General features: G+C 28.4%; 33 protein-coding genes. 29 read left to right on the top strand and 4 right to left on the bottom strand.

What is annotated here, in order from left to right; all coding sequences use genetic code 11:
- The first annotated feature begins 145 nt into the window (after positions 1-145).
- The 11 genes from arcA (at position 146) to K5V21_RS06325 (ending at position 10,659) form a co-directional block, all read left to right on the top strand.
- Positions 146-1,384 (top strand): arginine deiminase, encoded by a 1,239-nt coding sequence (gene arcA / locus K5V21_RS06375; RefSeq protein WP_204594426.1) that lies wholly within the window; start codon positions 146-148, stop codon positions 1,382-1,384.
- Between the two features lie 113 nt (positions 1,385-1,497).
- Entirely contained in the window at positions 1,498-2,493 is a 996-nt protein-coding gene (argF, locus tag K5V21_RS06370; RefSeq protein ID WP_221860067.1) for an ornithine carbamoyltransferase, read from the top strand.
- A 75-nt stretch (positions 2,494-2,568) separates the two neighbouring features.
- Positions 2,569-4,011 carry an arginine-ornithine antiporter gene (gene arcD, locus K5V21_RS06365; RefSeq protein ID WP_204594363.1) on the top strand — a complete coding sequence of 481 codons (1,443 nt, stop codon included), beginning with the start codon at positions 2,569-2,571 and terminating at the stop codon, positions 4,009-4,011.
- A 154-nt stretch (positions 4,012-4,165) separates the two neighbouring features.
- Complete coding sequence (gene arcC / locus K5V21_RS06360; protein WP_221860064.1) at positions 4,166-5,110, top strand: carbamate kinase; 945 nt, start codon at positions 4,166-4,168, stop codon at positions 5,108-5,110.
- A 96-nt stretch (positions 5,111-5,206) separates the two neighbouring features.
- Entirely contained in the window at positions 5,207-5,662 is a 456-nt protein-coding gene (locus K5V21_RS06355) for an arginine repressor (protein WP_221860062.1), read from the top strand.
- Between the two features lie 264 nt (positions 5,663-5,926).
- Positions 5,927-6,733: a DUF4097 family beta strand repeat-containing protein gene (locus K5V21_RS06350; protein WP_221860061.1), complete on the top strand. Its 807-nt coding sequence runs from the start codon at positions 5,927-5,929 to the stop codon at positions 6,731-6,733.
- 254 nt (positions 6,734-6,987) lie between these two features.
- Positions 6,988-7,242: a ribose-5-phosphate isomerase A gene (locus K5V21_RS06345; protein WP_221860059.1), complete on the top strand. Its 255-nt coding sequence runs from the start codon at positions 6,988-6,990 to the stop codon at positions 7,240-7,242.
- Between the two features lie 17 nt (positions 7,243-7,259).
- On the top strand, positions 7,260-8,228 hold the full coding sequence (locus K5V21_RS06340; protein ID WP_221860057.1) for a Gfo/Idh/MocA family protein: 969 nt from the start codon (positions 7,260-7,262) through the stop codon (positions 8,226-8,228).
- Positions 8,229-8,273: 45 nt separating this feature from the next.
- Positions 8,274-9,125, top strand: coding sequence for a MurR/RpiR family transcriptional regulator (locus K5V21_RS06335; protein WP_221860055.1), 852 nt, complete (start codon positions 8,274-8,276; stop codon positions 9,123-9,125).
- A gap of 87 nt (positions 9,126-9,212) precedes the next feature.
- Entirely contained in the window at positions 9,213-9,683 is a 471-nt protein-coding gene (locus tag K5V21_RS06330) for a GNAT family N-acetyltransferase (protein ID WP_221860053.1), read from the top strand.
- 76 nt (positions 9,684-9,759) lie between these two features.
- Positions 9,760-10,659 (top strand): hypothetical protein, encoded by a 900-nt coding sequence (locus tag K5V21_RS06325; RefSeq protein ID WP_221860052.1) that lies wholly within the window; start codon positions 9,760-9,762, stop codon positions 10,657-10,659.
- A 156-nt stretch (positions 10,660-10,815) separates the two neighbouring features.
- Here the strand turns inward: K5V21_RS06325 and K5V21_RS06320 are convergent, their stop codons facing one another.
- The 3 genes from K5V21_RS06320 to K5V21_RS06310 form a co-directional block, all read right to left on the bottom strand.
- The gene (locus K5V21_RS06320; protein WP_221860050.1) at positions 10,816-11,886 is read right to left on the bottom strand and encodes a site-specific integrase; all 1,071 of its coding nucleotides are present in this window, start codon (positions 11,884-11,886) and stop codon (positions 10,816-10,818) included.
- An 81-nt stretch (positions 11,887-11,967) separates the two neighbouring features.
- The gene (locus tag K5V21_RS06315; protein ID WP_221860048.1) at positions 11,968-12,426 is read right to left on the bottom strand and encodes an ImmA/IrrE family metallo-endopeptidase; all 459 of its coding nucleotides are present in this window, start codon (positions 12,424-12,426) and stop codon (positions 11,968-11,970) included.
- Positions 12,427-12,462: 36 nt separating this feature from the next.
- The gene (locus K5V21_RS06310) at positions 12,463-12,993 is read right to left on the bottom strand and encodes a helix-turn-helix domain-containing protein (RefSeq protein WP_221860045.1); all 531 of its coding nucleotides are present in this window, start codon (positions 12,991-12,993) and stop codon (positions 12,463-12,465) included.
- A 167-nt stretch (positions 12,994-13,160) separates the two neighbouring features.
- Here K5V21_RS06310 and K5V21_RS06305 point away from each other — a divergent pair, with 167 nt between their 5' ends.
- From K5V21_RS06305 to K5V21_RS06280, 6 genes are all read left to right on the top strand, one after another.
- The gene (locus tag K5V21_RS06305) at positions 13,161-13,361 is read left to right on the top strand and encodes a helix-turn-helix domain-containing protein (protein WP_221860043.1); all 201 of its coding nucleotides are present in this window, start codon (positions 13,161-13,163) and stop codon (positions 13,359-13,361) included.
- 35 nt (positions 13,362-13,396) lie between these two features.
- The gene (locus K5V21_RS06300) at positions 13,397-14,182 is read left to right on the top strand and encodes a phage antirepressor KilAC domain-containing protein (protein ID WP_221860041.1); all 786 of its coding nucleotides are present in this window, start codon (positions 13,397-13,399) and stop codon (positions 14,180-14,182) included.
- Between the two features lie 12 nt (positions 14,183-14,194).
- On the top strand, positions 14,195-14,527 hold the full coding sequence (locus K5V21_RS06295; RefSeq protein WP_221860039.1) for a hypothetical protein: 333 nt from the start codon (positions 14,195-14,197) through the stop codon (positions 14,525-14,527).
- 19 nt (positions 14,528-14,546) lie between these two features.
- Complete coding sequence (locus K5V21_RS06290; protein WP_221860037.1) at positions 14,547-14,753, top strand: helix-turn-helix transcriptional regulator; 207 nt, start codon at positions 14,547-14,549, stop codon at positions 14,751-14,753.
- 6 nt (positions 14,754-14,759) lie between these two features.
- Positions 14,760-15,080, top strand: coding sequence for a transcription factor (locus K5V21_RS06285; protein ID WP_221860036.1), 321 nt, complete (start codon positions 14,760-14,762; stop codon positions 15,078-15,080).
- A gap of 133 nt (positions 15,081-15,213) precedes the next feature.
- On the top strand, positions 15,214-15,486 hold the full coding sequence (locus K5V21_RS06280) for a hypothetical protein (protein WP_221860034.1): 273 nt from the start codon (positions 15,214-15,216) through the stop codon (positions 15,484-15,486).
- Here K5V21_RS06280 and K5V21_RS06275 read toward each other — a convergent pair.
- Complete coding sequence (locus K5V21_RS06275; RefSeq protein ID WP_221860032.1) at positions 15,476-15,670, bottom strand: hypothetical protein; 195 nt, start codon at positions 15,668-15,670, stop codon at positions 15,476-15,478. The genes K5V21_RS06280 and K5V21_RS06275 overlap by 11 nt on opposite strands.
- Positions 15,671-16,182: 512 nt before the next feature.
- Between K5V21_RS06275 and K5V21_RS06270 the strand changes: the two genes are divergently transcribed.
- The 12 genes from K5V21_RS06270 (at position 16,183) to K5V21_RS06215 (ending at position 22,186) form a co-directional block, all read left to right on the top strand.
- On the top strand, positions 16,183-16,698 hold the full coding sequence (locus tag K5V21_RS06270; RefSeq protein ID WP_221860030.1) for a hypothetical protein: 516 nt from the start codon (positions 16,183-16,185) through the stop codon (positions 16,696-16,698).
- Positions 16,699-16,777: 79 nt separating this feature from the next.
- Positions 16,778-16,948, top strand: a complete 171-nt coding sequence (locus K5V21_RS06265; RefSeq protein ID WP_221860028.1) for a hypothetical protein — start codon at positions 16,778-16,780, stop codon at positions 16,946-16,948.
- A gap of 105 nt (positions 16,949-17,053) precedes the next feature.
- The gene (locus K5V21_RS06260; protein WP_221860026.1) at positions 17,054-17,224 is read left to right on the top strand and encodes a hypothetical protein; all 171 of its coding nucleotides are present in this window, start codon (positions 17,054-17,056) and stop codon (positions 17,222-17,224) included.
- A complete protein-coding gene (locus K5V21_RS06255; RefSeq protein WP_221860024.1) occupies positions 17,225-17,710 on the top strand; it encodes a siphovirus Gp157 family protein in 486 nt (161 codons plus the stop codon).
- A gap of 8 nt (positions 17,711-17,718) precedes the next feature.
- The gene (locus tag K5V21_RS06250) at positions 17,719-18,255 is read left to right on the top strand and encodes a hypothetical protein (RefSeq protein ID WP_245000659.1); all 537 of its coding nucleotides are present in this window, start codon (positions 17,719-17,721) and stop codon (positions 18,253-18,255) included.
- Positions 18,248-18,559, top strand: a complete 312-nt coding sequence (locus K5V21_RS06245; protein WP_221860022.1) for a hypothetical protein — start codon at positions 18,248-18,250, stop codon at positions 18,557-18,559. The genes K5V21_RS06250 and K5V21_RS06245 overlap by 8 nt, the downstream gene beginning before the upstream one ends.
- A 13-nt stretch (positions 18,560-18,572) precedes the next feature.
- A complete protein-coding gene (locus K5V21_RS06240) occupies positions 18,573-19,319 on the top strand; it encodes a DUF4373 domain-containing protein (RefSeq protein ID WP_245000658.1) in 747 nt (248 codons plus the stop codon).
- Between the two features lie 97 nt (positions 19,320-19,416).
- Positions 19,417-20,349, top strand: a complete 933-nt coding sequence (locus K5V21_RS06235) for a DNA cytosine methyltransferase (protein WP_221860020.1) — start codon at positions 19,417-19,419, stop codon at positions 20,347-20,349.
- Positions 20,350-20,353: 4 nt separating this feature from the next.
- On the top strand, positions 20,354-20,764 hold the full coding sequence (locus K5V21_RS06230; protein WP_221860018.1) for a hypothetical protein: 411 nt from the start codon (positions 20,354-20,356) through the stop codon (positions 20,762-20,764).
- Positions 20,742-21,044 carry a hypothetical protein gene (locus K5V21_RS06225; protein ID WP_221860016.1) on the top strand — a complete coding sequence of 101 codons (303 nt, stop codon included), beginning with the start codon at positions 20,742-20,744 and terminating at the stop codon, positions 21,042-21,044. Before K5V21_RS06230 ends, K5V21_RS06225 begins: the two co-directional genes overlap by 23 nt.
- 1 nt (position 21,045) lies before the next feature.
- Positions 21,046-21,438, top strand: coding sequence for a replication terminator protein (locus tag K5V21_RS06220; protein ID WP_221860014.1), 393 nt, complete (start codon positions 21,046-21,048; stop codon positions 21,436-21,438).
- Between the two features lie 34 nt (positions 21,439-21,472).
- Entirely contained in the window at positions 21,473-22,186 is a 714-nt protein-coding gene (locus K5V21_RS06215; protein WP_221860012.1) for a hypothetical protein, read from the top strand.
- The last annotated feature ends 25 nt before the right edge of the window (positions 22,187-22,211 follow it).

The following is a 22,211-nucleotide window of genomic DNA, read 5'->3' as shown; positions in this document are numbered from 1 at the left end:
TGAAAAATGCTATGCATTTTATTCCATAAAATGGTTTGTAAGCGTTATAACAGGTATATATAATAAAAACTGTAAACAGTGTTAATCAATTGTGATTGACCCCGCAGAATTGTTTGCAAATTACAAAAGAAAAAGGAGCGATAATATTATGGGAGAAAGAGCTTTAAATGTTACCTCAGAAATTGGAAGATTAAAAACTGTACTATTACACAGACCTGGAGAAGAGGTTGAAAATTTAACACCAGATTTGTTAGACAGATTACTTTTTGATGATATTCCATATTTAAAAATTGCAAGAGAAGAACATGATGCATTTGCACAAACTTTAAGAGATGCAGGAGTTGAAGTTCTTTATTTAGAAGTACTTGCTGCAGAAGCAATAGCTACTGATGAAAAAGTAAAAATGAAATTTATAAGTCAATTTATAGATGAAGCAGGAGTTGAAAGTGAGTCTTTAAAAGATGCTTTAACTAGATATTTCTTAAGTTTTGAAAATAAAGCTATGGTTGATAAGATGATGGCAGGTGTTAGAAAAGAAGAACTTAAAGAATATAATAGAGATTCATTATATGACTTAGTAAATAACACTTATCCATTTGTTTGTGATCCAATGCCAAATCTTTATTTTACAAGAGATCCATTTGCAACAATTGGACATGGTATTACATTAAATCACATGAGAACAGAAACTAGAAATAGAGAAACAATATTTGCGAAATACATATTCGAAAATCACCCAAGATTTAAAGGTAAAGAAGTTCCTTTCTGGTTTAACAGAGATGAAAATACTTCAATTGAAGGTGGAGACGAATTAATATTATCAAAAGATACTTTAGCAGTTGGTATTTCACAAAGAACTGATTCAGCTTCAGTTGAAAAACTAGCTAAAAGACTATTATTCAATAATGATTCAACATTTAAAACTGTACTAGCTTTCCAAATACCAGTAAGTAGAGCATTCATGCATTTAGATACAGTATTTACTCAAGTTGATTATGATAAATTTACAGTTCATCCAGGAATTGTAGGACCTTTAAATGTTTATGCAATAACTAAGGATCCAGAACATGAAGGAGCACTTAAAACTGTAAAAGAAGTAGATACTTTAGAAAATATATTAAGCAAATATTTAGATAGAAAAGTTACATTAATTAAATGTGGTGGTGGTGATGAAATCATCGCAGCTAGAGAACAATGGAATGATGGTTCAAATACTCTTGCAATAGCACCAGGTGAAGTTGTAGTTTATTCAAGAAACTATGTAACAAACGGAATATTAGAAGAGTATGGAATAAAATTACATGTAATTCCATCATCAGAACTTTCAAGAGGAAGAGGTGGCCCAAGATGTATGTCAATGCCACTAATAAGAGAAGATTTATAAAAATAGCTTATTAAAAAATTAAATATAAAAAATACATGTAGTGTTTACTCTCTTTGATTCAATTAGAGTATGGAGAGTAAACACTTAGGTTTAAAACTAAGGAGGAATTTAAAATGGCAGTTAATTTAAAAGGAAGAAGTTTTTTAACATTAAAGGATTTTACACCAGAAGAAATTAGATATCTTTTAGACTTATCACATGATTTAAAAGCTAAAAAGAGAGCAGGAATTTTAGGAGACAGCTTAAAAGGTAAAAATGTAGTATTATTATTTGAAAAAACATCAACTAGAACTAGATGTGCTTTTGAATGTGGAGCAGCAGAAGAAGGAGCACATGTAACTTTCTTAACAAATTCACAAATGGGTAAAAAAGAATCAATAGAAGATACTGCAAAAGTACTTGGAAGAATGTACGATGGTATTGAATTTAGAGGATTCAGCCAAGCAACTGTTGAATCTTTAGCAAAACATGCAGGAGTTCCTGTTTGGAATGGATTAACTGACGTAGACCACCCAACTCAAATATTAGCTGACCTTCTTACAATAGAAGAACATGCACATAAACCACTTAGTGAAATAAAGTTAGTATTTACAGGTGATATAAGAAATAATATGAGCTATGCTTTAATGTATGGTGCAGCTAAAATGGGAATGCACTTTGTAGCATTAGGACCAAAGAGCTTAGATCCAGATCAAGAAATAGTAAAAGAAATGCAAGAATACTCAAAACAAACAGGAGCTATAATTGAAGTAACTGATAATGTTGATGAAGCAGTTAAAGGTGCTGATGTTATATATACTGATATTTGGGTATCAATGGGAGAAGATGAAAACTTATATCCAGAAAGAGTTAAATTACTTTCACCATATAAAGTTACAAGAGAAATGATGAATAAAACTGGTAATAAGAATACATTATTCATGCATTGCTTACCATCATTCCATGACTTAGATACTGAAGTTGCAGTAGATATACAAAAGAGATTAGGATGCGACATTAGAGAAGTTGAGGATGAAGTATTCAGAAGTAAAAATTCAGTAGTATTTGATGAAGCTGAAAATAGAATGCATACTATAAAAGCCGTAATGGTAGCTACAGCAGGAAAATAATCAACATTAGTCGGCTATTAATTAATAGTCGACTAAAATTTTCCCTAAAATCAAACTGAATAAGGAGTGATAGTAATGTCAGAAGAAAAATCAACTGGTGAACAAAGGAATCTTGGATTTGCATCTCTAGCGGCATTAATTGTTGGATCTATGATAGGTGGTGGAGCATTTAATTTACCATCTGATATGGCAAGAGGAGCAGGTACAGGCGCAATTATTTTAGGTTGGATTATAACTGGTATTGGTATGATAGCACTTGCTTTTGTTTACCAAACATTAGCAAATAGAAAGCCAGAGCTAAGTGGTGGTGTATATAGTTATGCAAAAGCTGGTTTTGGTGAGTACATAGGATTCAACTCTGCATGGGGATATTGGTTAAGTGCATGGATTGGTAATGTATCTTACTCAGTATTACTATTTGGAGCAATTGGATATTTTGCACCAGTATTTGGAGAAGGTAATAACTTACCATCAATTATTGGAGCTTCAATATTAGTTTGGGCATTTACTGCATTAATACTTAAAGGTGTAAGTGGAGCAGCCCTTGTAAACTTAATTACTACTATAGCAAAATTAGTGCCTATTTGTGTATTTATAGTTGCTGCAATATTTGCATTTAATTTACATAACTTCACATTTGAATTCTGGGGTACTACAGATATAGGGAGTGTACTAGATCAAGCAAAGAATACTATGTTAGTAACATTATGGTGTTTTATAGGTATTGAAGGTGCAGTAGTTGTATCTGGTAGAGCTAAAAAACAAAGTGATGTTGGTAAAGCAACTGTAATAGGACTTATAGGAACTTTATGTATATACCTTTTAATTTCATTAATGTCTTTAGGGGTAATGAATAGAGTTGACCTTTCAGGACTTAACAATCCATCAATGGCATATGTTTTAGAGTTTGCTGTTGGTAAATGGGGAGCAGTTCTTATAAATATAGGTTTAATAATTTCATTATTTGGATCATTACTTGGATGGTCATTATTATGTGCTGAAATTCCATTTGTAGCTGCAAAAGATGGTGTTTTACCTAAGATATTTGCAAAAACAAATAAAAATGGAGCACCAGCAGCTTCATTAATAATTACAAATATTTTAGTTGAAGTATTTTTAGTATTAACATTAGTAGCTAGTAGTACTTATCAAGCATTATATTCAGTAGCAAGTACAGCGATACTTGTACCATATCTTTTAAGTGCCATGTATGGACTTAAGCTTACAATAACTGGAGAAACTTATGATGTTAATCCAGTAGGAAGAACAAGAGATAAAATTTGTGCAACGATTGCTACTGTATATGCTATATGGTTATGTTATGCAGCCGGGTTAAAATACTTATTGCTATGCTTTATCCTTTATGCAATTGGTATTATATTCTACTATATTGCAAAGAAACAAAATGATAAAGATGGAAAAGTATTTAAAGGAACAGAATTTGGAATTGCAATAGGAGTAATTGTAATTGCTATAATAGCGGTAGTTTTACTAGTAAATGGAACTATAAGTATATAAAACTTACTAAACAAAAGATAAGAGCTATATAAATAGAAAGCTATATAAACAAAAGATAAGTAGATTAAAAGCAAACAAAAGATAAAGATAAAAAATATTAAATACTAAACAAAAGATAAAAGTATAATTTGGAAATTGTAAGGAGGAACAAAAGATGAAAATAGTTTTAGCGTTAGGTGGAAATGCATTACAATCAGATCCAAAGGATAAAAGTGCAGAAAGTCAATTAAAGACTTGTAAGGAAACTGCAAAATCAGTAGTTAAATTAATAGAAGCTGGACATCAAGTTTCAATAGTACATGGCAATGGTCCACAAGTAGGACAAATACTTGCAAGTATAGAAGCAGCATATCAAGCTGATCATAATAATACACTATTCCCATTTGATGTTGTAGGTGCATTCTCACAAGGTTATATTGGATATCATTTGCAAAATGCAATTTTAGAAGAATTAAATAAAAAGAATATAAAAAAATCAGTTGAGACTGTTGTAACTCAAGTAGTTGTAGATAAAAATGATAAAGGATTCCAAAATCCAACAAAACCAATAGGGTCTTTCTATACTAAAGAAGAAGCTGAAAAGCTAGAAAAAGATAAAGGATATGTAATGAAAGAGGATGCTGGAAGAGGCTATAGAAGAGTTGTTGCTTCACCAAAACCTATTGATATTGTTGAAAAAGAAGCTATAAAGACAATGGTTAACGATGGATTCGTAGTTATTGCTTGTGGTGGTGGTGGAATACCAGTAGTTAGAGAATGCGATGAGCTTGTTGGAGTCCCAGCAGTTATAGATAAAGATTTTGCAGCAGAGAAATTAGCAGAAATACTAGATGCTGATATATTATTAATACTTACAGCAGTAGATAGAGTTTGTGTAAATTACAATAAACCTAATCAAAAAGAGTTAGTGGAAATTAATCTTGAAGAAGTAGACAAGTATATTGAAGAAGGTCAATTTGCTCCAGGTAGTATGTTACCTAAAGTTGAAGCTTGTAAGAAGTTTACAGAATCAGGAGAAAATAAAACAGCTATTATTGCATCACTTAAGAGAGCTAATGATGCCTTAGTTGGAGAATCAGGAACTAAAATAGTAAGATAGTATTAATTTAAACTTAAATTTAATGATGCTAAACTAAAATTGGGATGTTTAGTTTAGCATCAAGAAATAGTATTTTACGAAGAGGAGTAGAGTATTATGGAAAATGAACTAAAGAAAAGAAGACGCGAAGAGATACTAGATATAATAGAAAATGAAGAGATTGGTAAACAAGATGAATTAGTTATGAAACTAAAGCGCCGTGGAATTAATGTTACTCAAGCTACCTTATCAAGAGACTTAAGAGAGATGCATATAATTAGAAAGCCAGCAGGTAATAAGGAATATAAATACATAATAGTTACACGAGAAGATGTTGGAAAGAGATGTCAAAGTGTATTTAAGGATGCAGTATTGAGTATCTTTATACAAGAATATTTTATATCAGTAAAAACAATGAATGGTATGGCTGCAGCTGTAGGAGAATTAATTGATAGATTAGATGATAAAAAAATAGCTGGAACAGTTGCAAGCAATAATAATGTACTGGTTTTATGCCGAAGTCATGAATACGCGAAACATGTATATAAAGAATTAAATGATTTGAGACTTTAAGTATTTTTGTATATTCTTACTTTAAATATAAGAATATTTATAAATAAGCATAATAAAATAACAATCCTAATTATAAGGAATATATTAAGTAAAAAAGCTTAATATATTCCTTATTTTTATTTATATAGGTTTTTATTTTTCGGTGATATAAAAAGACTAATATAAAATTTGCGTATAGATTTATAATTTGTATAGCATATATATGTAAAATAATGTATATTTTACATATATATGATTAATTAAAAAATTTATTTAGGAGGAAATATGAAAAAGAAAAATATTTTAATAGTTATAGCCATAATATCACTATCAATGCTTGTAGGGGGATGTAGTATTAGATTTGGAGAGGGTTTTAGAACTAATAATACGGAAAATAAGGATCTTTTTAATGGAGAAGGGTTAAATAAAAGCATTAATATGGATGATTCAAAAAAGATAGATATAGAAATAGATTATGGAAATATAGCTATAATACCTTATGATGGAAAAGAAATGAAAGTTAATATTAATTTTGATGCAGAAGATACTATAGTAGAGAAGGTTGGAAATAAAGTAAAGATAGCAGATAAAAATATAAATTATAATTTAGACTTTAGAATATTAGAAGAAAGTGATAAAAAAAGAAATGTATCTATAGAGGTACCAAGAAATTTTAATGGAAATTTAGAATTTAAATGTGGAGCTGGAGTAATAAGTATAGAGGAGCTAGAGTTAAATAAGATAGATATTAAAGGTGGAGCAGGAAAGTTAGATATAAAAAATATAGGGTTTAAAGATTTAGATTTAGAACAGGGTGTTGGAGAAGTTAATTTGAATCTAGATAATAAAAGTGGAAATATAGATATTGAAGGTGGTGTAGGTTCCACGAATGTGAATATTAAAGAAATTGGAGGGAATATAAAAATAGAAGGTGGTGTTGGAGGATGTATAGTTGATATACCAAAAAATTCTCCAATTAAAATAGATACAGAAACAGGAATTGGAGGTATTACTATTCAGGAGACTGTAAGTGGAGAAAGTAAATATAATTTAGAAGTAAAATCTGGGGTTGGAAGTATAGTGATTAAATAATAAAAAGAGTGGAGAAATCCACTCTTTTTATTATGTTTTAATATGCAAAATAATTATATATACAAAATAATATTTCGTATATATAATTATTGACGAAATATTACTATTATAATATTATAGTTTTAGGGGATAGAAAAATTTGTTATAAATTTAAAAGTGAGTAAATTTTTCTAATGAATAAAAGAATATATAAGTAGGGATAAAACTTTGAAAGAATATAATTTAAAGAAAATATAGAGGATTTCATTAGTTATGTGCAGAAGGAAGTTAAAAAGTTAGGTGGAAATACTAGAATTAGAAGTAGTAGGGCGAAAGATGGATATACAATAACTGAAGGAGGAAATCTGTTAATAGATGTAACCTTTGAACACATTCAAGATGCATATGAATTAGAGAAAAGCTTGAAAAATATTTGTGGAGTTATAGATACTTCATTATTTATAACTAAAGTTAAAAAGGTAGTAGTTACAGGTGAAGAGAGAACTAGAATAATTTATAAAAATAAATAATTTATGAGGTGAAGGATATGAATAATATAAAATGGGCAATATTAGGACCAGGAACTATAGCAGCAGATTTTGCAGGTGCAATAAATGAAGTGAATGGAAGTATTTATGCAGTAGGCTCAAGAAGACTTGAAAAAGCAGAAGAATTTGCAAAAAAACATAATGTGGAGAAGGCTTATGGAAATTATGAAGAAATGCTAAAGGATGAGAAAATAGATGTAGTATATATATCAACTCCACATAGCAATCATTACGAATATATAATTGAAAGTCTTAAAAATAATAAGCATGTTTTATGCGAAAAGGCAATAACAGTTAATGGAGATCAATTAAAAGAAATAGTAGAACTTGCAGAATCTAAGAATTTAATTGTAGCAGAAGCAATGACTATCTATCATATGCCACTATATAAAAAGCTTAATGATATGATAAAGGATGGAAAGCTTGGAAAGCTTAAAATGATTCAAGTATCTTTTGGAAGTTGTAAGGAAAATGATTCAACTAATAGATTCTTTAATAAAGATTTAGCGGGAGGAGCTCTTTTAGATATTGGTACTTATGCATTATCATTCACTAGATACTTCCTTTCAAGTAAGCCAGAAGAAGTTTTAACAACAGTTAAAAAGTTTGAGACAGGTGTAGATGAACAATCAGGAATAATACTTAAGAATGCAGAAGATGAAATGGCTGTAATAACTCTTACAATGAGAGCTAAGATGCCAAAGAGAGGTATTATAGCTTGTGAGAATGGATTTATAACTGTTGATGATTTTCCAAGAGCAAATAAAGCCACAATAACTTATCTTGATGGAAGAATTGAAAATATAGAAGCTGGGGATGGTATGAAGGCTTTAATTTATGAAGTAGAGGAAATGAATAATTGTATCAAAAATAAAGAGAAGGCAGATGCATTAAATTTATCTATTGATGTAATGGATATAATGGATGAAGTTAGAAATCAATGGGGAATTAAATATCCTTTTGAATAAAATTATTTAATTAACTTCATATAATTAAAAAGGAGCAATGATAAATTGAAAAATAAAGAAAGAAGTGTATTAGATAAAATTTTTGCAGTTTATGATAATTTATATGAAGCAGAAAAGAAAATTGCAGATTATGTTATAAATAATCAAGAAAAAGTAGTTGATATGACAGTTTCAGAATTAGCATCTAAAAGTAATGTTAGTGAAGCTACTATAATAAGATTTTGTAAAAAGTGCAATTTAAAGGGATTCCATCACCTTAAAATAAGCCTTGCAAAAGAAATGGTTACATCGGAAGAAAGTAAAATATCAAATACTTTAGATATAAATAATATATCAGGATCTATTCAAAATATATTAGCTAATAAGATTGAAGAATTAAAACAAACTGTATCTATGATGGATGAAAAGGAAGTTAAAACTATTTTAGAGACCATTAAGAAAGCAAGAATTGTTCAATTCGCAGCAGTTGGAAATACAATACCTATAATTTTAGATGGTGCATATAAATTAAATCAAATAGGAATAAGAGCTGTGGCAAATTCAATATGGGAGAATCAACTTGCTTTTTCCTATAGTTTAACTGAAGAAGATGTATTAATAGCTGTATCGAGTACAGGATCTTCTAAGAGAATTCTAACATTAGTAGATGTTGCAAATGAAAAAGGTGCAACTACAATTTGTATAACAAATCATGAAAGTTCTCCCTTAGCTAGTAAATGCAAATACAGAATAAACACATCTACAAGAGAGAGGTTATTTTTAGATGAATTTGCTTTTTCAAAATTATCTACTATGGCTGTTATAGAAATATTATTTTTATTATTAGCAGTAGATAAAAGAGATGGGTATACTTGTATAAGTAGTCATGAACAATCTATGGTAGATGATAAATTTTAATATTTAGAAGGTATTGAATTGAAAATTCTATACCTTCTTATTATATTTATAAGTAAGGAATAGAGCAAATTTATGGAGGATGATTATATGGTTAGTCTTAGCTATCTTACAAAAGATGATATAGAAATTGTAGTTGAAATTTATAATTCAAATACTAAATTTTTAAAAGAGCATTTAGATAAAGAAGAGGTAGATAAAGAGTTTATTGTGAAAGAACTTAAAGAAATGAAAAAAATGAATTTTGATAGCTTTAAGATTTTATATAATAATAATGTTATTGGAATATGTGATGTGAGGTTTGATAGTGAAACTTATTTATCTCTTTTAATGATAGATAATAAATTAAGAAATAATGGATTCGGAAGTAATGTGTTTTATGAAATAGAGAAAATGGCTAAAGAATTTAATAGTAAATCTATAAGAATTGATGTAGTTTATGGATATGATAGTAATGTTACTGAGTTCTGGATAGATAAAGGATTTGTAATAAAAGAAAAAGTAAAGTTTAATTGGGATAAAAAAAGTTTAGATGCTTATATAATGTTGAAATATATATAATTAAAAATTATACATATCAATAGTATTATTATATAATTATTATAAATTATAGTATTAAAGGAAAAGAGGATAACTAATGAATAGATTAAGAGATATGTATGAATCATATATAGATGAATTAGATAAAGAAGGTGCCATAGAAGAAGCTGTAGATTATGAAGATTATGCTTACATGTATTCACTTCACTTAAGAAGATATGGATTTAACACAAATGATGAAGAAGGGATAAATGAAGCATTAGATGAGAATTATAGATTATTACATCTAGATTTTGAGGAGATAAGAGAAAGCGGAATTTATGTAGCTCCAATGACATCAGAATTACCTTTATTCAATATTAAGAAAGCTATTAATGAAAGTAATTGCGATTTAGAATGTTTTAATGTAACATCTATGGAAAATTCTAAAGAATATATAGAAACTTATTCTGGAATTGTAGATATTGATTTAAATAAGATAATAAGTGGGAAAAGCTCTCTAAGAGTAAAGGATGGGTATAGATTAATTCTTTATAGAATTAAAAATAACTTTGAAGATAAATATAGGTTACATGCATTTAGGGGATATGGAATGATACCTATGCCATCTCAAGATAATTTAATTGATACATACTTTGAGGGCGTAGACTTAGAGTTAAATCAAATGGAAGATTCATTTATGAATGCAATCAAAGGTGATAAAACTCCAAATAGTTATATGGAAGCTATATTGTTATTTAATGAGATTAAGGAATTAGAGACAGGTAATCTAAGTGATATTGTTCTTTATGGAGAAAATAGATATATCAACAATAGATTTATTCCAAAAGAGCCTATGCTTTATGAAGTTAATAATCAAAAGATTATAGAATATTATGCATATGTACAAGATGAGAGTAGAGAATTAGATACATTTTCTAAAAATATAGTATTATTTGAAGATGGAGATTATAGCTTGAAAATGGCTAAAATGATAGAAGGTAGTGTTAAGAATTAAATATTTTGAATTATAATATTTATCCTCTTTTTAATGATTATATTAATATGTAAAGTATAATATTACTCTGACTTAAATTTAGAAACATTAGTATTACTGGGATTTGTAGCGATTAGTAAAAGATAAAAATACATTTCGTCAAAAATTCGTCAAAAATTAAAAAATATTTGATATTAAGTCAGATGCCTTATTATACATTTCGTTAGTTACATGTGAATATACTCTCATAGTTTGTTCTACATCGTGTCCTAGTATGTAAGCAGCAGTTTTAAAATCTAACCCATTGCTTATTAATTTTGTAGCATAAGTGTGCCTTAATTCATGTATGCAGGTATTAAAGTTTTTTCTTAGTTGTTTATTTAAATTTACAGTTAACCCATTAAGGGAAGATGAATATATTAATCGCTGATCTAAGTTTAAAGGTAAAGCATTCTTTAAATTAATTAAAATATTTTTAGTAGTAGATGGCAACGGAATAGTTCTGTTTGAGTTTTTACTTTTTACAGTAGTAAAACCGAATTTGCCATCTTTTTTCTTTTGCCATTGTTTATTTATATTTATAGAATTATTTTTAAAATCTATATCTTTCCATGTCAATCCCATAATCTCACCAACTCTGCAACCACAAGTTAATCCTAAAAGAGTTGTTATAAAATAATCAGTATTATTAGATTTTGAATAAAATTCTAGTATTTTATCAGATTCATTTTCACTCAAAGCTCTTCGAGAAGTATCCTTTTTTATGGTTGGTGTATCTAAATTAGACATATCTATGATTGGTATATTATATTGTTTCTTTGCAAAGTTCATCATAGATTTAAAAATAGTTATTTTCCCATTTAGAGTACTAGGAGAGACTGTGTTTATTAAGTCATTAATACATTTTTGAACATGTGCTATTGTTAAGTTAGAAACTAAAATGTTGTCTAGAGAAAAGTTATTTAAACAAACTTTATAATTTTTATAAGTGTTTAGTGATTTGTGTAAATAGATATGCTCTAAATAATACTTTTTTAATTCTCCAATTGTAAGATTAGAAAGTTCACAGCTATTAAATTTTGATAGTTCTTTTAATTCAGAAACTAATTTGTCGGCGTATTTTTTCGCTTCTCTTTTGGTTTCAAAACCTTGTTTAGATTTTTGTTTCCATTTTCCTAATGTATCTTTATAAGAGACTATTAATTGAATTCCTTTATCTTTTTTTCTGTAAGTTATATTGTAGTCCATAGAGTTCAACTCCTTTCTAAGAATGTATGTTCTTTAAATTTTCTAAAATAAACAGTTAGTATGAAAACTTAACTGTTTATTTTAGAAAGCTTTACCAACTAATAGTATTGGAGTGAAATAAATTATATAATGATCTACTTGATACATTATTCCATACTTAGCTTTGTAGTAATCTATAGCTTCACTCAAATACTCTTCTGTTACATGAAGGTATTGGGACATTTCAAATTTAGTTCTACAACCGTATTCAAAAGCATTTATAATACCAATTAAACCTATTTTTTTATCATATCCCCATCGTCTAGCAATTAATTCTTGTTTATAATTATCAATATTATTTTCTTGTTCTAATATATCACCAACTGTAAGGTGATAGTGTCCTAGTTCTTCTGCTAGAACACAAGCCTTTTCTATATCATTTAAATTATTATTTATAGCAATTCTATTTCCATAGCATCGACCTTTTTTAGTTCTCATCTTGATTTCTTTTACAATTATTCCGAGCTGTTCAGCTTCTATTAATAATTCATCATATGTCAATCTCAATCACCTTCTTAAGCTTTTAATATTGATTTATCATTTCCAAAAATCATCATTTTTCATAATATCATCATCATGTTTGTAATCTTCTTCTGTAAAATCTCCTTCGATTTCATGTGCTGCATTAGGCATTAAATATTCTTTGCTTTCTTCTTCCCATATTTGTTTTTGATATTTTGGCATTTCTACTAAATCTTTTGTATATGTAATAACTTTCTTTTTCCCTATATCATTTAATTCCTTAAAGTTATCTAGTAAAGTTTTTTCATATAAGTTTTTATTATGTTTATTGGCGAATTCAAGCATTTTAGATTTATAAATTTCAAGTTCTTCTTCTTTGGTTTTATATTTAGATAAACCAAGTAAATAATCGAGAGATACATTGAAGTAATTGCAGAGTATTTTAGCATTTTCCATGGATGGGTCAGCTTTATTATTTTCCCATTTTGAAATTGTGCTTTTAGCAATACTGATTGAATAGAGTGTTTTTATATCTTCAATCATTTTATCCATAGATACATTTTTCTCTTCCCTAAGATGTTTTAGTAAATTACCTAAATCATACATATAAATCTCTCCTTAAAGTTTCTTATAACGAAATTATACTTCTTATGTTTTCTTTTGTAAACAAAAATATAAAAATATTTTAAAAAAGTTGTTGACATGGAAACTGGAAAGTTGTACTATTTAGTCATAGGATGTTTCCTAAACACTAACAAAGCGAGGTGAAGCAAATGGAGAAACAAGGATATCTTAAATTAAAAGGGTTTTTAGTAGAAAATAATATAAAACAAAAGGTTGTAGCAAATATGTTGGGAATGTCAGTTCCAACATTTAATAAAAAATTAAATGGAACAGGCGGAGATTTTAGCGTAAGAGAAGCTAGGACTATATGTAAAGAGTTAAATGCAGGTGTAGAAATTTTTTTTAATTAATATGTTTCTAAAACGCTAACAAGGAGTGGTTGAGAATGAATAACTTAATGATTTTTGAAAACAAACCAGTAGAAGTATTTGAATTAAAAGGACAAGTTTTATTTAATCCATATCATTGTGGAGAATGCTTAGATTTAACAGAAGAAGGGATTAAATCAGCTATTAAAAGAATGAATAGCAACCAGGTAATTAAGCTGAAAAATGTAGATATTTCTAAAGGTTCAAATAAACCCTTTAGAAAATTGCACAATACAGGAGAAAATTTCTTAACAGAAAGTGGAGTGTACAAATTAATATTTAAATCTCATAAGAAGGAAGCTGAAAAGTTTCAAGATTGGGTTACTGATGAGGTATTACCACAGATAAGAAAAACAGGTGGATATATTCCACTGGATGAACAAATGGACGATGAAGAGTTCATGGCGAGAGCTTTAGAAGTTGCACATAGAACTTTAAAGAAGAAAGATGGACTTTTAAAAGCTAAAACAGAAGAACTTGAAGAAAAGAATAGGTTTATAAATCAAATAGCTGTTAGTGAAAATTCTTTAAAGGTAGAAGATGTTGCACAATTAGCTTCAAAAGATGGAATAAAAATAGGGAGAAATAGACTATGGGCTAAATTAAGAGAATGGGGGCTTATAAAACAAAATAGTAAATATGACCCAAAACAAAAGTATATTGATAATGGCTATTTTGAAGTTGTAGAAGGAGCAAAAGAAACTTATAAAGGTGTATTTACTTATAAAACAACTAAGGTCACCGGAAGAGGACAAGTTTATATAATAAATAAACTTATTAAAGAAAGTAAAATAAATGCTTAGGGGGATTTTGTGATGGAAAGATTTTTAGAAATAGATAATAAGGTTATTAATTTAAGAGATATAAGACAAGTGGAGTTTATATCAGATGATATTTACTTAGGGTTATTTCCAAAAGACGATGATGGGAAAATATTAGTTGATTTTATACCTTTTACTTTTGCAAAGATTCATACATTTAATAAAGAATTTATAGAATTAAAGATTGATTTATATGTATTACAAGAAGAAGAAACAGAAGATGATTGGGTAAAACAAAATAGGTCATATATAAATATTCCAATGGATAAATTACATGAAATTCTTAATCCTATAAAAATTACTGGCATGGAATATGAAATGTATTAATGGAAAGGAGTGATAGGGAATGAAGATAACACCTATTAAAATAAGAAGAATTAATGCAGGACTTGAAACGGAGGAGGCTTATAAAAAGTTAGAAATAAGTAAAAGTACATTTTATAAAATAGAGCAAGGTCATGGAACGCCTAGTGCTCAATTAATAGCAAGAATAGCGAAGTTATATAACTGTAAAACAGATGATATTTTCAAAGATTTAAAGATTACAGGGTGATTAGTTATGGATAAAACAATGATAAGCAGAAATTCATTAGCAGAAAGATGGGATTTAGATTCTAATACCATATATCGATATGAGAAAGATGGTATTATAACAAGAAATCCTAATATACCAACACCTAGATATAGTTTGGAGGAAATAGTAGGGATAGAAGAGTTTGAAAAGAATCCAATGTCACCATATGAAAGAAGACAATTAAATAGCGAGATAAGTAAGTTGAAAAGAGAAAATGAGGAATTAAGAGAGTTTATATTAAAGATTTCATCATTTGGGGTTGAAGGATTGAGTATGTTAAATAAATTCAAAGAGAAGATGGATTAGTTTAAAAATGGATATAGGTAACTTCATTGTATACGAAGCAACACTTATGTTTATAGGATTGAGTTTATTAGAGAAGTATTATATAAAACCTCTAATAAATAAATATATAAATAAATTTTAGGAGGAAAGTAAAATGTGTAAATTAGAACAATGTCCAAGATGTAAAAATGAGAAATTAGAGGAAGGTCAAAATTATTGTCAGATATGTGGTTTGGATTTAAAAAGAACTGCTCAAGAAGTGCCAGTTCAAGAGCAGTTGCTAAATTTGCTTGATGGAATGCCTTTATATAAATGGGAACAGTTAAAAATTTGCATAGATAGAGAATTTAAAAGTCAAGCAAATAAAACGGCTTTCCAAAAAAGTAATACCTTCAAGAAAACTTTAGATTTGGAGTTTAATCACTAACAACTTGAATTAATGATGGATGAATTCTGTAGTTTTTGTTATCATATTGTACATTTATGTAATCATATTCAAACATATCTTGAATTTCTTCATCAATATAAGTTAAGGGTTTACGGTTGTGAAGTAAACCTTCATCAGTGATATCAATCCAATTTCCAAGCAAACATGCATATACACGTTTCATAAAATCATCACCTTTCATAAATATTTCAGTTTGCTAGAACTGATACTTAAATTATAAAAGTTGATTAGTGTTCATATTGAGAAATAATAAACCTTATCTAGCCGTTCTATCATTTTAAGTCCTTTATTACAAATATAAATGTAGCTGGGATATGTTTTTATAAAGCCATCGTTTTTTAGCTGGTTTAAATATTCTTTTTGCTTAGAATCATAGATTAAAAGATCTAAGTAAAAAAAACGTTGAGTAGATTGTGACATATTATCGATAAGAAATTTTAGCAAATCATATTTATTTTTAATCATTAAAACACTACTTTCATGATATATTTCAAGTCTTACAAACTGATAATTTGATTATATAAATTGGTTAATAGTGGTACAAGTAACAAATAATATATTAAGTAATATTTAAGAAAAGATTTACAAATAATTCTAAGTAATGAAAAAGGAGAGATGAAAATGTCAATAAATCAAACACAAGAAAGAACTAATAACATCAAGGAGGGTATTGATATGAAGAAATACGTATTAGAAGAATTTAAGGACAAGTTTAGCGAGATAGGAAGTCGTATTGAAATAGGAGAACATCCAATGCTAGGTGGAATTATAAAAGAATGGACGCAATTAGGAGTTACAATGATTGAACTATCAGAAGGTGATAAGCCAGTAAATGTAAGTCTTTCAACTAATAATATACCTATATGGGGCGGAATAGATTTCGGACGCGAAAGTTTTGAGTTGCCAGGATATATAATCGGAAAAGATTTATGTGTACAAGGTATAGAAGGAAAGATGAATTTAGAGAGTGTTTCAACAGAAGAGTTAGTGAGTGAACTAATAAAAAGAATTCCGTTAAATGTTGAGAAGGCAGAAGAATTTATAAGACAGTGTTCAAGACCAATAGGTAAATTTCTTAGTATGAATCCTGCAATGTATTTAAATGCATATGTATATCCAAACGAAGTTAAATTAAATCGAGTACGATTAACAGAAAGTCCTATAGGAAGTATGTTATGTATGAAGTTTTAATATTATTCTTAGTCCCTGCCTTAATTGGCGGGGCACTAGGATACAGAATATTTGATAAGTATCATGGGGAGGGATAGATATGTATGCATTGTATAAGGGTGAAAAGATACTGTGCATGGGAACTATATATCAAATAGCAGAAGCGTTAAATATAAAAGTTAGAACAGTTCAGTATTATGGGACTAATGCTAATAGGAGAAAAATAAAGAAAAGAAATAGTAAAAATTCAAGAGTTCTAGTAGAAATTTAGGGAGGTAACAGAATGTTAAGAAGATTTTTAAGAAATATATTTGCTTGTAAAAAAACTAAATATAGAAAGCATTTTAAAGAAGTTTTAAGAATGGAGGATTGAATTATGGATAAATTAGAGATTGCAATAGAAGCAGTTAACTTATACTTTGAAGAAAATATTACTGCTAAAAAGGCAATAAAAAAAGCTGAAAAAGAGTGCTTTGGCGTCGACCAAAACAACCAAAGCACTAACAAAAATATTGTTGAGAATATTATAACACAGGAGGAAAGATAAATGAAATTATATGAATTAACACAAAATTATAGAAATCTTGAAGGGTTAGGAGATGAAGAAGGATTAACAGTTGAAATGATACAAGAAGCTTTAGGACAAGTAGAAGATGATATTAATATCAAGATAGAAAATACTTGCAAAGTTATAAAGGAAGTTGAAGCAGATACAGATGGAATTGATGAAGAAATAAAAAGACTTACTTCTTTTAAAAAATCAAAAGAGAACTTAGTTAAAAACTTAAAAGAATATATAAGCTTTGAAATGAAGGGCATTGGATTAAATAAAGTTGAAGGTAAATTATTTAAAGTATCATTCAGAAAATCTAAAGCAGTAAATATTATAGATCAATCAAAGTTAGAAGAACGTTTCATAAATAGAAAAGTAGAAGAAAAAGCAAATAAAAAAGAAATAATGAATGCTCTTAAGAATGGTGAGATTATAGAGGGCGCTGAATTAATAGAGAATAAATCATTACAAATAAAGTAGGTGAGAATATGGAACTTAAATTTAGAACTTTAAAAGAAAGTGAAATAGATGTAAGAGTAGCAACAGTAACAGAGAAGGGAGTAAGCTTACTACTTTATAAAGATGCTAGATGTGATATGAATATTCTTGATGAAGCAGTGGGGCCAATGAATTGGAAAAGAGCACATACAAGAGAAAATGCTAATTGCATAGTTAGTATTTGGGATGAAGATAAAGAACAATGGATAAGTAAAGAAGATACAGGAACAGAGAGCTTTACAGAAAAAGAAAAAGGACAAGCAAGTGATAGCTTTAAAAGAGCTTGTTTTAACTGGGGGATAGGTAGAGAACTTTATACAGCACCATTTATATGGGTAAGTAAAGAAAACTGCAATATAAAGTCTAAAGGAAATAATAAATGGACCTGTACAGATAAGTTTTCAGTAGAAAAAATTGCTTATGATGAAAATAAAAATATAGTTGGGTTATCAATTAGAAATTTAACTTTTAAAAAGAGAGCATTTCTAATAAAGCCTCCAGAAAAAGAAGGTGAGAATAATGTATAGCTTAAAGGTTGATATAAGAGAAAAGGATAAAGAATGTTTTTATGGATTAGAAGCAGGTGGACATTATGAACTTTATATTGAGGATGGAGAACTAAAAGTTAAATTAAAGCTTTCTTATAAACAATTAGATGAAACTATAGATAATCTTTTAGAGCAATGCGGAGAGAAGAGTTATTCAGAATTAGAAGAAGAAAATACATTGCTAAAAGCTAGATTAGAGGAAAGAAATAACTTAATAGAGCAGTATGAAGAATATAACGATGCAAGAATGGAGAAGTATTTTAATTCAGATGGAATCTTATAGGAGGTAAAAGGGTATGGCAAGGCCACAAAAAACAGGATTAGATTATTTCCCTTTAGATGTAGATATAGATCAAGATGATAAGGTTGCACTTATAGAAGCTCAACATGGAATTAAAGGTTTTGCTATTGTAATTAAATTATTAATGAAGATTTATAAGAACAGTTACTTCTATGAGTGGACAGAAAAGGAACAATTACTCTTTTCAAAGAGAGTTAATGTAGACATTAATTCGGTTAATGTAATCATTAATGATTGTGTTAAATGGAACTTATTTGATAGTAAGTTGTATAAAGACTACAAAATACTCACATCAGATGGGGTTCAACGTAGATATTTGGAAGCAGTAGGGCGTAGACAGAAGGTAAAAATAAATAAGAAATACCTACTTTTAGATGATGAAACAGTTAATGTATACAAAAACTTAGTTATTGTTGACATTAACAATGATTTAGATGAAGTTAATTCAAACATTAATCCCCAAAGTAAAGTAAAGGAAAGTAAAGTAAAGGAAACTAAAGGAGAGGAAAAGGAAGAAGCAGAAAAACTTGAACCTTTAATCTTTCCTTCTCCAATCCATGAAAGTATATATAAATTAGTTGGTGATGTTGGATATAGAACATGGTTTATAAAAAGTGAAATATCAGAAGATGATACCTGTATAAATATTAAAGCTAGTAATGATTTAGAAAAAGAAATAATAAGTACAAAATATATCTCTAAATTAGAAAAAACATTTAATAAAAGAATAGAGGTTAGTTAATTCGTAATTTTAGGAAAAAGTGAAATTAATAAAAGAGAAAGGAGATTTGAATTAATCCTAGGTAATAAGAGTGCGCACTCATTCAAAAGTGGATTAAATGAAAAAAGGATTAAATGTATTAAGTTTATTTGATGGGATAAGTTGTGGGCAAGTAGCGTTAGAAAGAGCGGGTATAAAAGTAAATAAATATTATGCTAGTGAAATATGTGATGATTCTATAAAGGTAACACAAGATAATTACCCTAACACAATTCAAGTAGGTGATGTAACTAAACTTACAAATGAGAAACTAAGGAAATTTCAAAAGATAGATATGCTGATTGGTGGAAGTCCATGTCAAGATTTAAGTAAAGCAAAACAAAATGGTTTAGGTTTGGCTGGTGATAAATCTAAATTATTCTTCGAATATGTAAGGATATTAAATTGGATTAGAAAAAATAATAATCCAGATGTTAAATTTCTATTAGAAAACGTTAAACCAAATAAAGAAACTATAGATATAATCACGAAAGAATTGGAATCACCAACACCAATAGAAATAAATAGTGTATTGGTTTCAGCTCAACGTAGGATAAGGTTATATTGGACAAATATTAATAATGGGAATATAAACCAACCTAATGATAAAGGGTTAAAAATTAAAGACATAATTTATGATAATAGTTATAAAAACTATAAAGATCCTAGAATTGAAAATACAAAAGTATTTACTAAGAATTATATAAAATATGATTTAAGTGGAAAAGGATATTACTCACAACAAGATAGGGCTTACTTTATGGATGGCACTATGTGTACATTGATGAAGTCCAATCCAATTAATAAATTAAATATATGGTTAGGTGAAGATTTATATAGAAGATGTAATCCTATAGAGGCAGAAAGATTACAAACATTGCCTGACAATTATACAAAAATTATAAAATCGGATAGTAAAAGAATAGGATTATGTGGCGATGGTTGGACTGTAGATGTTATATCTCATATATTCAAAAAATTAAATGAGGTTCGCAATACCAAGAAAGGATAAATAAATGAGAAAAGAATATTGTGAAGTATGTGGAGCTACTCATTTAGTTGAAGAGCATCACATAATAAAAAGAGGACAAGCTCCAGCACTTATTAATTGTAAATTAAATCATAAGTATTTATGTTATGAACATCATAGAGGCACTTATGGGGTTCATGGTAAGTATGGTAGTAAATTGGACCATGAGATAAAGACATCATTGCAAGATAATTTAAATTTGATGTTTGGAGCTGACATTTACTATGCAGTAGAACAAATAAAAGAGAAATTAGATATAAGTTTAAAAGAAACAGAACGCCTTATAAAGACTCTATTACCAATAGAGGGTAAATATAAGGGGATAGATATTATAAGGGCGTGCATGGGTGGAAAATTAGTTTTAGGGGGTGAGTATGAATTACAAAGGACAATATAAGCAAGATGTTATTTTATACAATAGCGTAGTAAATAGATATAGAAACTTAAAAGAGAATGATATTTTAGGAGCCTATCAGTTAATGAAAGATAGTCACATTCTTTCTGAAAGATGGAGTTTAATAAGAGAAGAATATAGAAAGCTTTTAAAACGTGGAGAGAAAAGCGAAGAAAAGGACAGGCTAGAGGATATGTACAGATTTCTAAAAGAAGTCCATACAGATTCTAGAATGGTTTGGAAATATGCCAAAGAAGGCTTTAAAAATAAGGAGGATTATTAAAATGGAAAACATGATTAATTTAGAAACATTTGCAGGTGGAGCATTAGCAGAAAAGGTAAATCTAGCTTTAAAACAGGTATTGGAAAATATATCAGATCCAAATACTGATTATGGTGTAAAAAGAAAATTAACTATAGATATGACATTAGTTGCAGATGAGTCTAGAGATTTAGCAGAAGTTGCTATTGTGGCTAAACCTAAGTTAGCACCAAGTAAAGCATTATCAACAAAAATTGTTATTGGAACAGATGGTAAAGGTGGAATATTGGCAAGTGAATATAAGAAACAAGTTCCAGGACAAAGTGTAATGAGAGTAGATGAAAATACAGGAGAAGTTCTTACAACAGGAGAAGAAAAAGCAGTTAACTTAGAAGGTATTAAATTAGTTAAATAATAAAATTTATATAAATTGAAAGGTGGAAAATAAAATGATAAACAAAGAAGCAATAGAGTATTTAGTAAACTTAGGAGAAAAGGATGATCCAATAATTCAATTAGAACAAGGAACATATTCAAGAGTAGGTTTAAGTAGAGTTACAGAACCAGTAGCAAGTTCACTTACAGTATCAACACTTACAGGATTAGTTGATTATATAAAAGGGAATGTAGATGAGTTAAAAGGTGAATTACTTATACAAGTAAAATCAGAAGAGGAAGTAAGATTGTATAGTCCTTTAAATGAAGATAGGGAAAGAGAATTATATATTAAAGCAGAAGCTATATTACCTAACAATGTTCGCTATGACCAATTTATAGATACAGAAAGATTTAATATAATGCTTCAAAGTAGTTTTGTAGAGGTAGGAGATAAAAATGCATTACTAAAATATACAGGACTTGTACAAGATGAAAATGTAAAGAGTATAGGTGATGATGGAGTAAGTCAACAGGTTACAGTTAAGACAGGTGTAGCAAGTGTAGGACAAGCAATAGTACCTAATCCAGTAAGTTTAGCACCTTATAGAACATTCCCAGAAGTAGAACAACCAATGAGTAAGTTTATATTTAGAATGCAAGATGGTCCAAGAGCAGCAATATATGAAGCTGATGGAGGGGCATGGAGAAATGAAGCTATTAATAATATAAAAGAATATTTATTAGAAGAATTAGAAGGTATAAGTAATATTAAGATAATAGCGTAATAACAAGGATTAAGGACATATGGGG

The organism is Clostridium sardiniense, from assembly GCF_019753795.1.
GTDB lineage: Bacteria > Bacillota > Clostridia > Clostridiales > Clostridiaceae > Clostridium > Clostridium sardiniense.
This window is presented reverse-complemented; position numbering and strand designations above follow the sequence as displayed.

What these genes read in the sequence shown, in the direction of transcription:
- K5V21_RS06300 (WP_221860041.1), top strand. Translation starts at nt 13,397, where the DNA reads ATGAATAACTTAATGATTTTTGAAAACAAACCAGTAGAAGTATTTGAA.
- K5V21_RS06295 (WP_221860039.1), top strand. Translation starts at nt 14,195, where the DNA reads ATGGAAAGATTTTTAGAAATAGATAATAAGGTTATTAATTTAAGAGAT.
- K5V21_RS06355 (WP_221860062.1), top strand. Translation starts at nt 5,207, where the DNA reads ATGGAAAATGAACTAAAGAAAAGAAGACGCGAAGAGATACTAGATATA.
- K5V21_RS06240 (WP_245000658.1), top strand. Translation starts at nt 18,573, where the DNA reads ATGGCAAGGCCACAAAAAACAGGATTAGATTATTTCCCTTTAGATGTA.
- K5V21_RS06225 (WP_221860016.1), top strand. Translation starts at nt 20,742, where the DNA reads ATGAATTACAAAGGACAATATAAGCAAGATGTTATTTTATACAATAGC.
- K5V21_RS06235 (WP_221860020.1), top strand. Translation starts at nt 19,417, where the DNA reads ATGAAAAAAGGATTAAATGTATTAAGTTTATTTGATGGGATAAGTTGT.
- K5V21_RS06260 (WP_221860026.1), top strand. Translation starts at nt 17,054, where the DNA reads ATGGATAAATTAGAGATTGCAATAGAAGCAGTTAACTTATACTTTGAA.
- arcC (WP_221860064.1), top strand. Translation starts at nt 4,166, where the DNA reads ATGAAAATAGTTTTAGCGTTAGGTGGAAATGCATTACAATCAGATCCA.
- K5V21_RS06320 (WP_221860050.1), bottom strand. Translation starts at nt 11,886, where the DNA reads ATGGACTACAATATAACTTACAGAAAAAAAGATAAAGGAATTCAATTA.
- K5V21_RS06220 (WP_221860014.1), top strand. Translation starts at nt 21,046, where the DNA reads ATGGAAAACATGATTAATTTAGAAACATTTGCAGGTGGAGCATTAGCA.
- K5V21_RS06280 (WP_221860034.1), top strand. Translation starts at nt 15,214, where the DNA reads ATGTGTAAATTAGAACAATGTCCAAGATGTAAAAATGAGAAATTAGAG.
- K5V21_RS06330 (WP_221860053.1), top strand. Translation starts at nt 9,213, where the DNA reads ATGGTTAGTCTTAGCTATCTTACAAAAGATGATATAGAAATTGTAGTT.
- K5V21_RS06265 (WP_221860028.1), top strand. Translation starts at nt 16,778, where the DNA reads ATGTATGCATTGTATAAGGGTGAAAAGATACTGTGCATGGGAACTATA.
- K5V21_RS06255 (WP_221860024.1), top strand. Translation starts at nt 17,225, where the DNA reads ATGAAATTATATGAATTAACACAAAATTATAGAAATCTTGAAGGGTTA.
- K5V21_RS06275 (WP_221860032.1), bottom strand. Translation starts at nt 15,670, where the DNA reads ATGAAACGTGTATATGCATGTTTGCTTGGAAATTGGATTGATATCACT.
- K5V21_RS06325 (WP_221860052.1), top strand. Translation starts at nt 9,760, where the DNA reads ATGAATAGATTAAGAGATATGTATGAATCATATATAGATGAATTAGAT.
- K5V21_RS06270 (WP_221860030.1), top strand. Translation starts at nt 16,183, where the DNA reads ATGAAGAAATACGTATTAGAAGAATTTAAGGACAAGTTTAGCGAGATA.
- K5V21_RS06230 (WP_221860018.1), top strand. Translation starts at nt 20,354, where the DNA reads ATGAGAAAAGAATATTGTGAAGTATGTGGAGCTACTCATTTAGTTGAA.
- arcD (WP_204594363.1), top strand. Translation starts at nt 2,569, where the DNA reads ATGTCAGAAGAAAAATCAACTGGTGAACAAAGGAATCTTGGATTTGCA.
- K5V21_RS06290 (WP_221860037.1), top strand. Translation starts at nt 14,547, where the DNA reads ATGAAGATAACACCTATTAAAATAAGAAGAATTAATGCAGGACTTGAA.
- K5V21_RS06340 (WP_221860057.1), top strand. Translation starts at nt 7,260, where the DNA reads ATGAATAATATAAAATGGGCAATATTAGGACCAGGAACTATAGCAGCA.
- K5V21_RS06245 (WP_221860022.1), top strand. Translation starts at nt 18,248, where the DNA reads ATGTATAGCTTAAAGGTTGATATAAGAGAAAAGGATAAAGAATGTTTT.
- K5V21_RS06250 (WP_245000659.1), top strand. Translation starts at nt 17,719, where the DNA reads ATGGAACTTAAATTTAGAACTTTAAAAGAAAGTGAAATAGATGTAAGA.
- K5V21_RS06305 (WP_221860043.1), top strand. Translation starts at nt 13,161, where the DNA reads ATGGAGAAACAAGGATATCTTAAATTAAAAGGGTTTTTAGTAGAAAAT.
- K5V21_RS06285 (WP_221860036.1), top strand. Translation starts at nt 14,760, where the DNA reads ATGGATAAAACAATGATAAGCAGAAATTCATTAGCAGAAAGATGGGAT.
- K5V21_RS06350 (WP_221860061.1), top strand. Translation starts at nt 5,927, where the DNA reads ATGAAAAAGAAAAATATTTTAATAGTTATAGCCATAATATCACTATCA.
- argF (WP_221860067.1), top strand. Translation starts at nt 1,498, where the DNA reads ATGGCAGTTAATTTAAAAGGAAGAAGTTTTTTAACATTAAAGGATTTT.
- K5V21_RS06310 (WP_221860045.1), bottom strand. Translation starts at nt 12,993, where the DNA reads ATGTATGATTTAGGTAATTTACTAAAACATCTTAGGGAAGAGAAAAAT.
- K5V21_RS06215 (WP_221860012.1), top strand. Translation starts at nt 21,473, where the DNA reads ATGATAAACAAAGAAGCAATAGAGTATTTAGTAAACTTAGGAGAAAAG.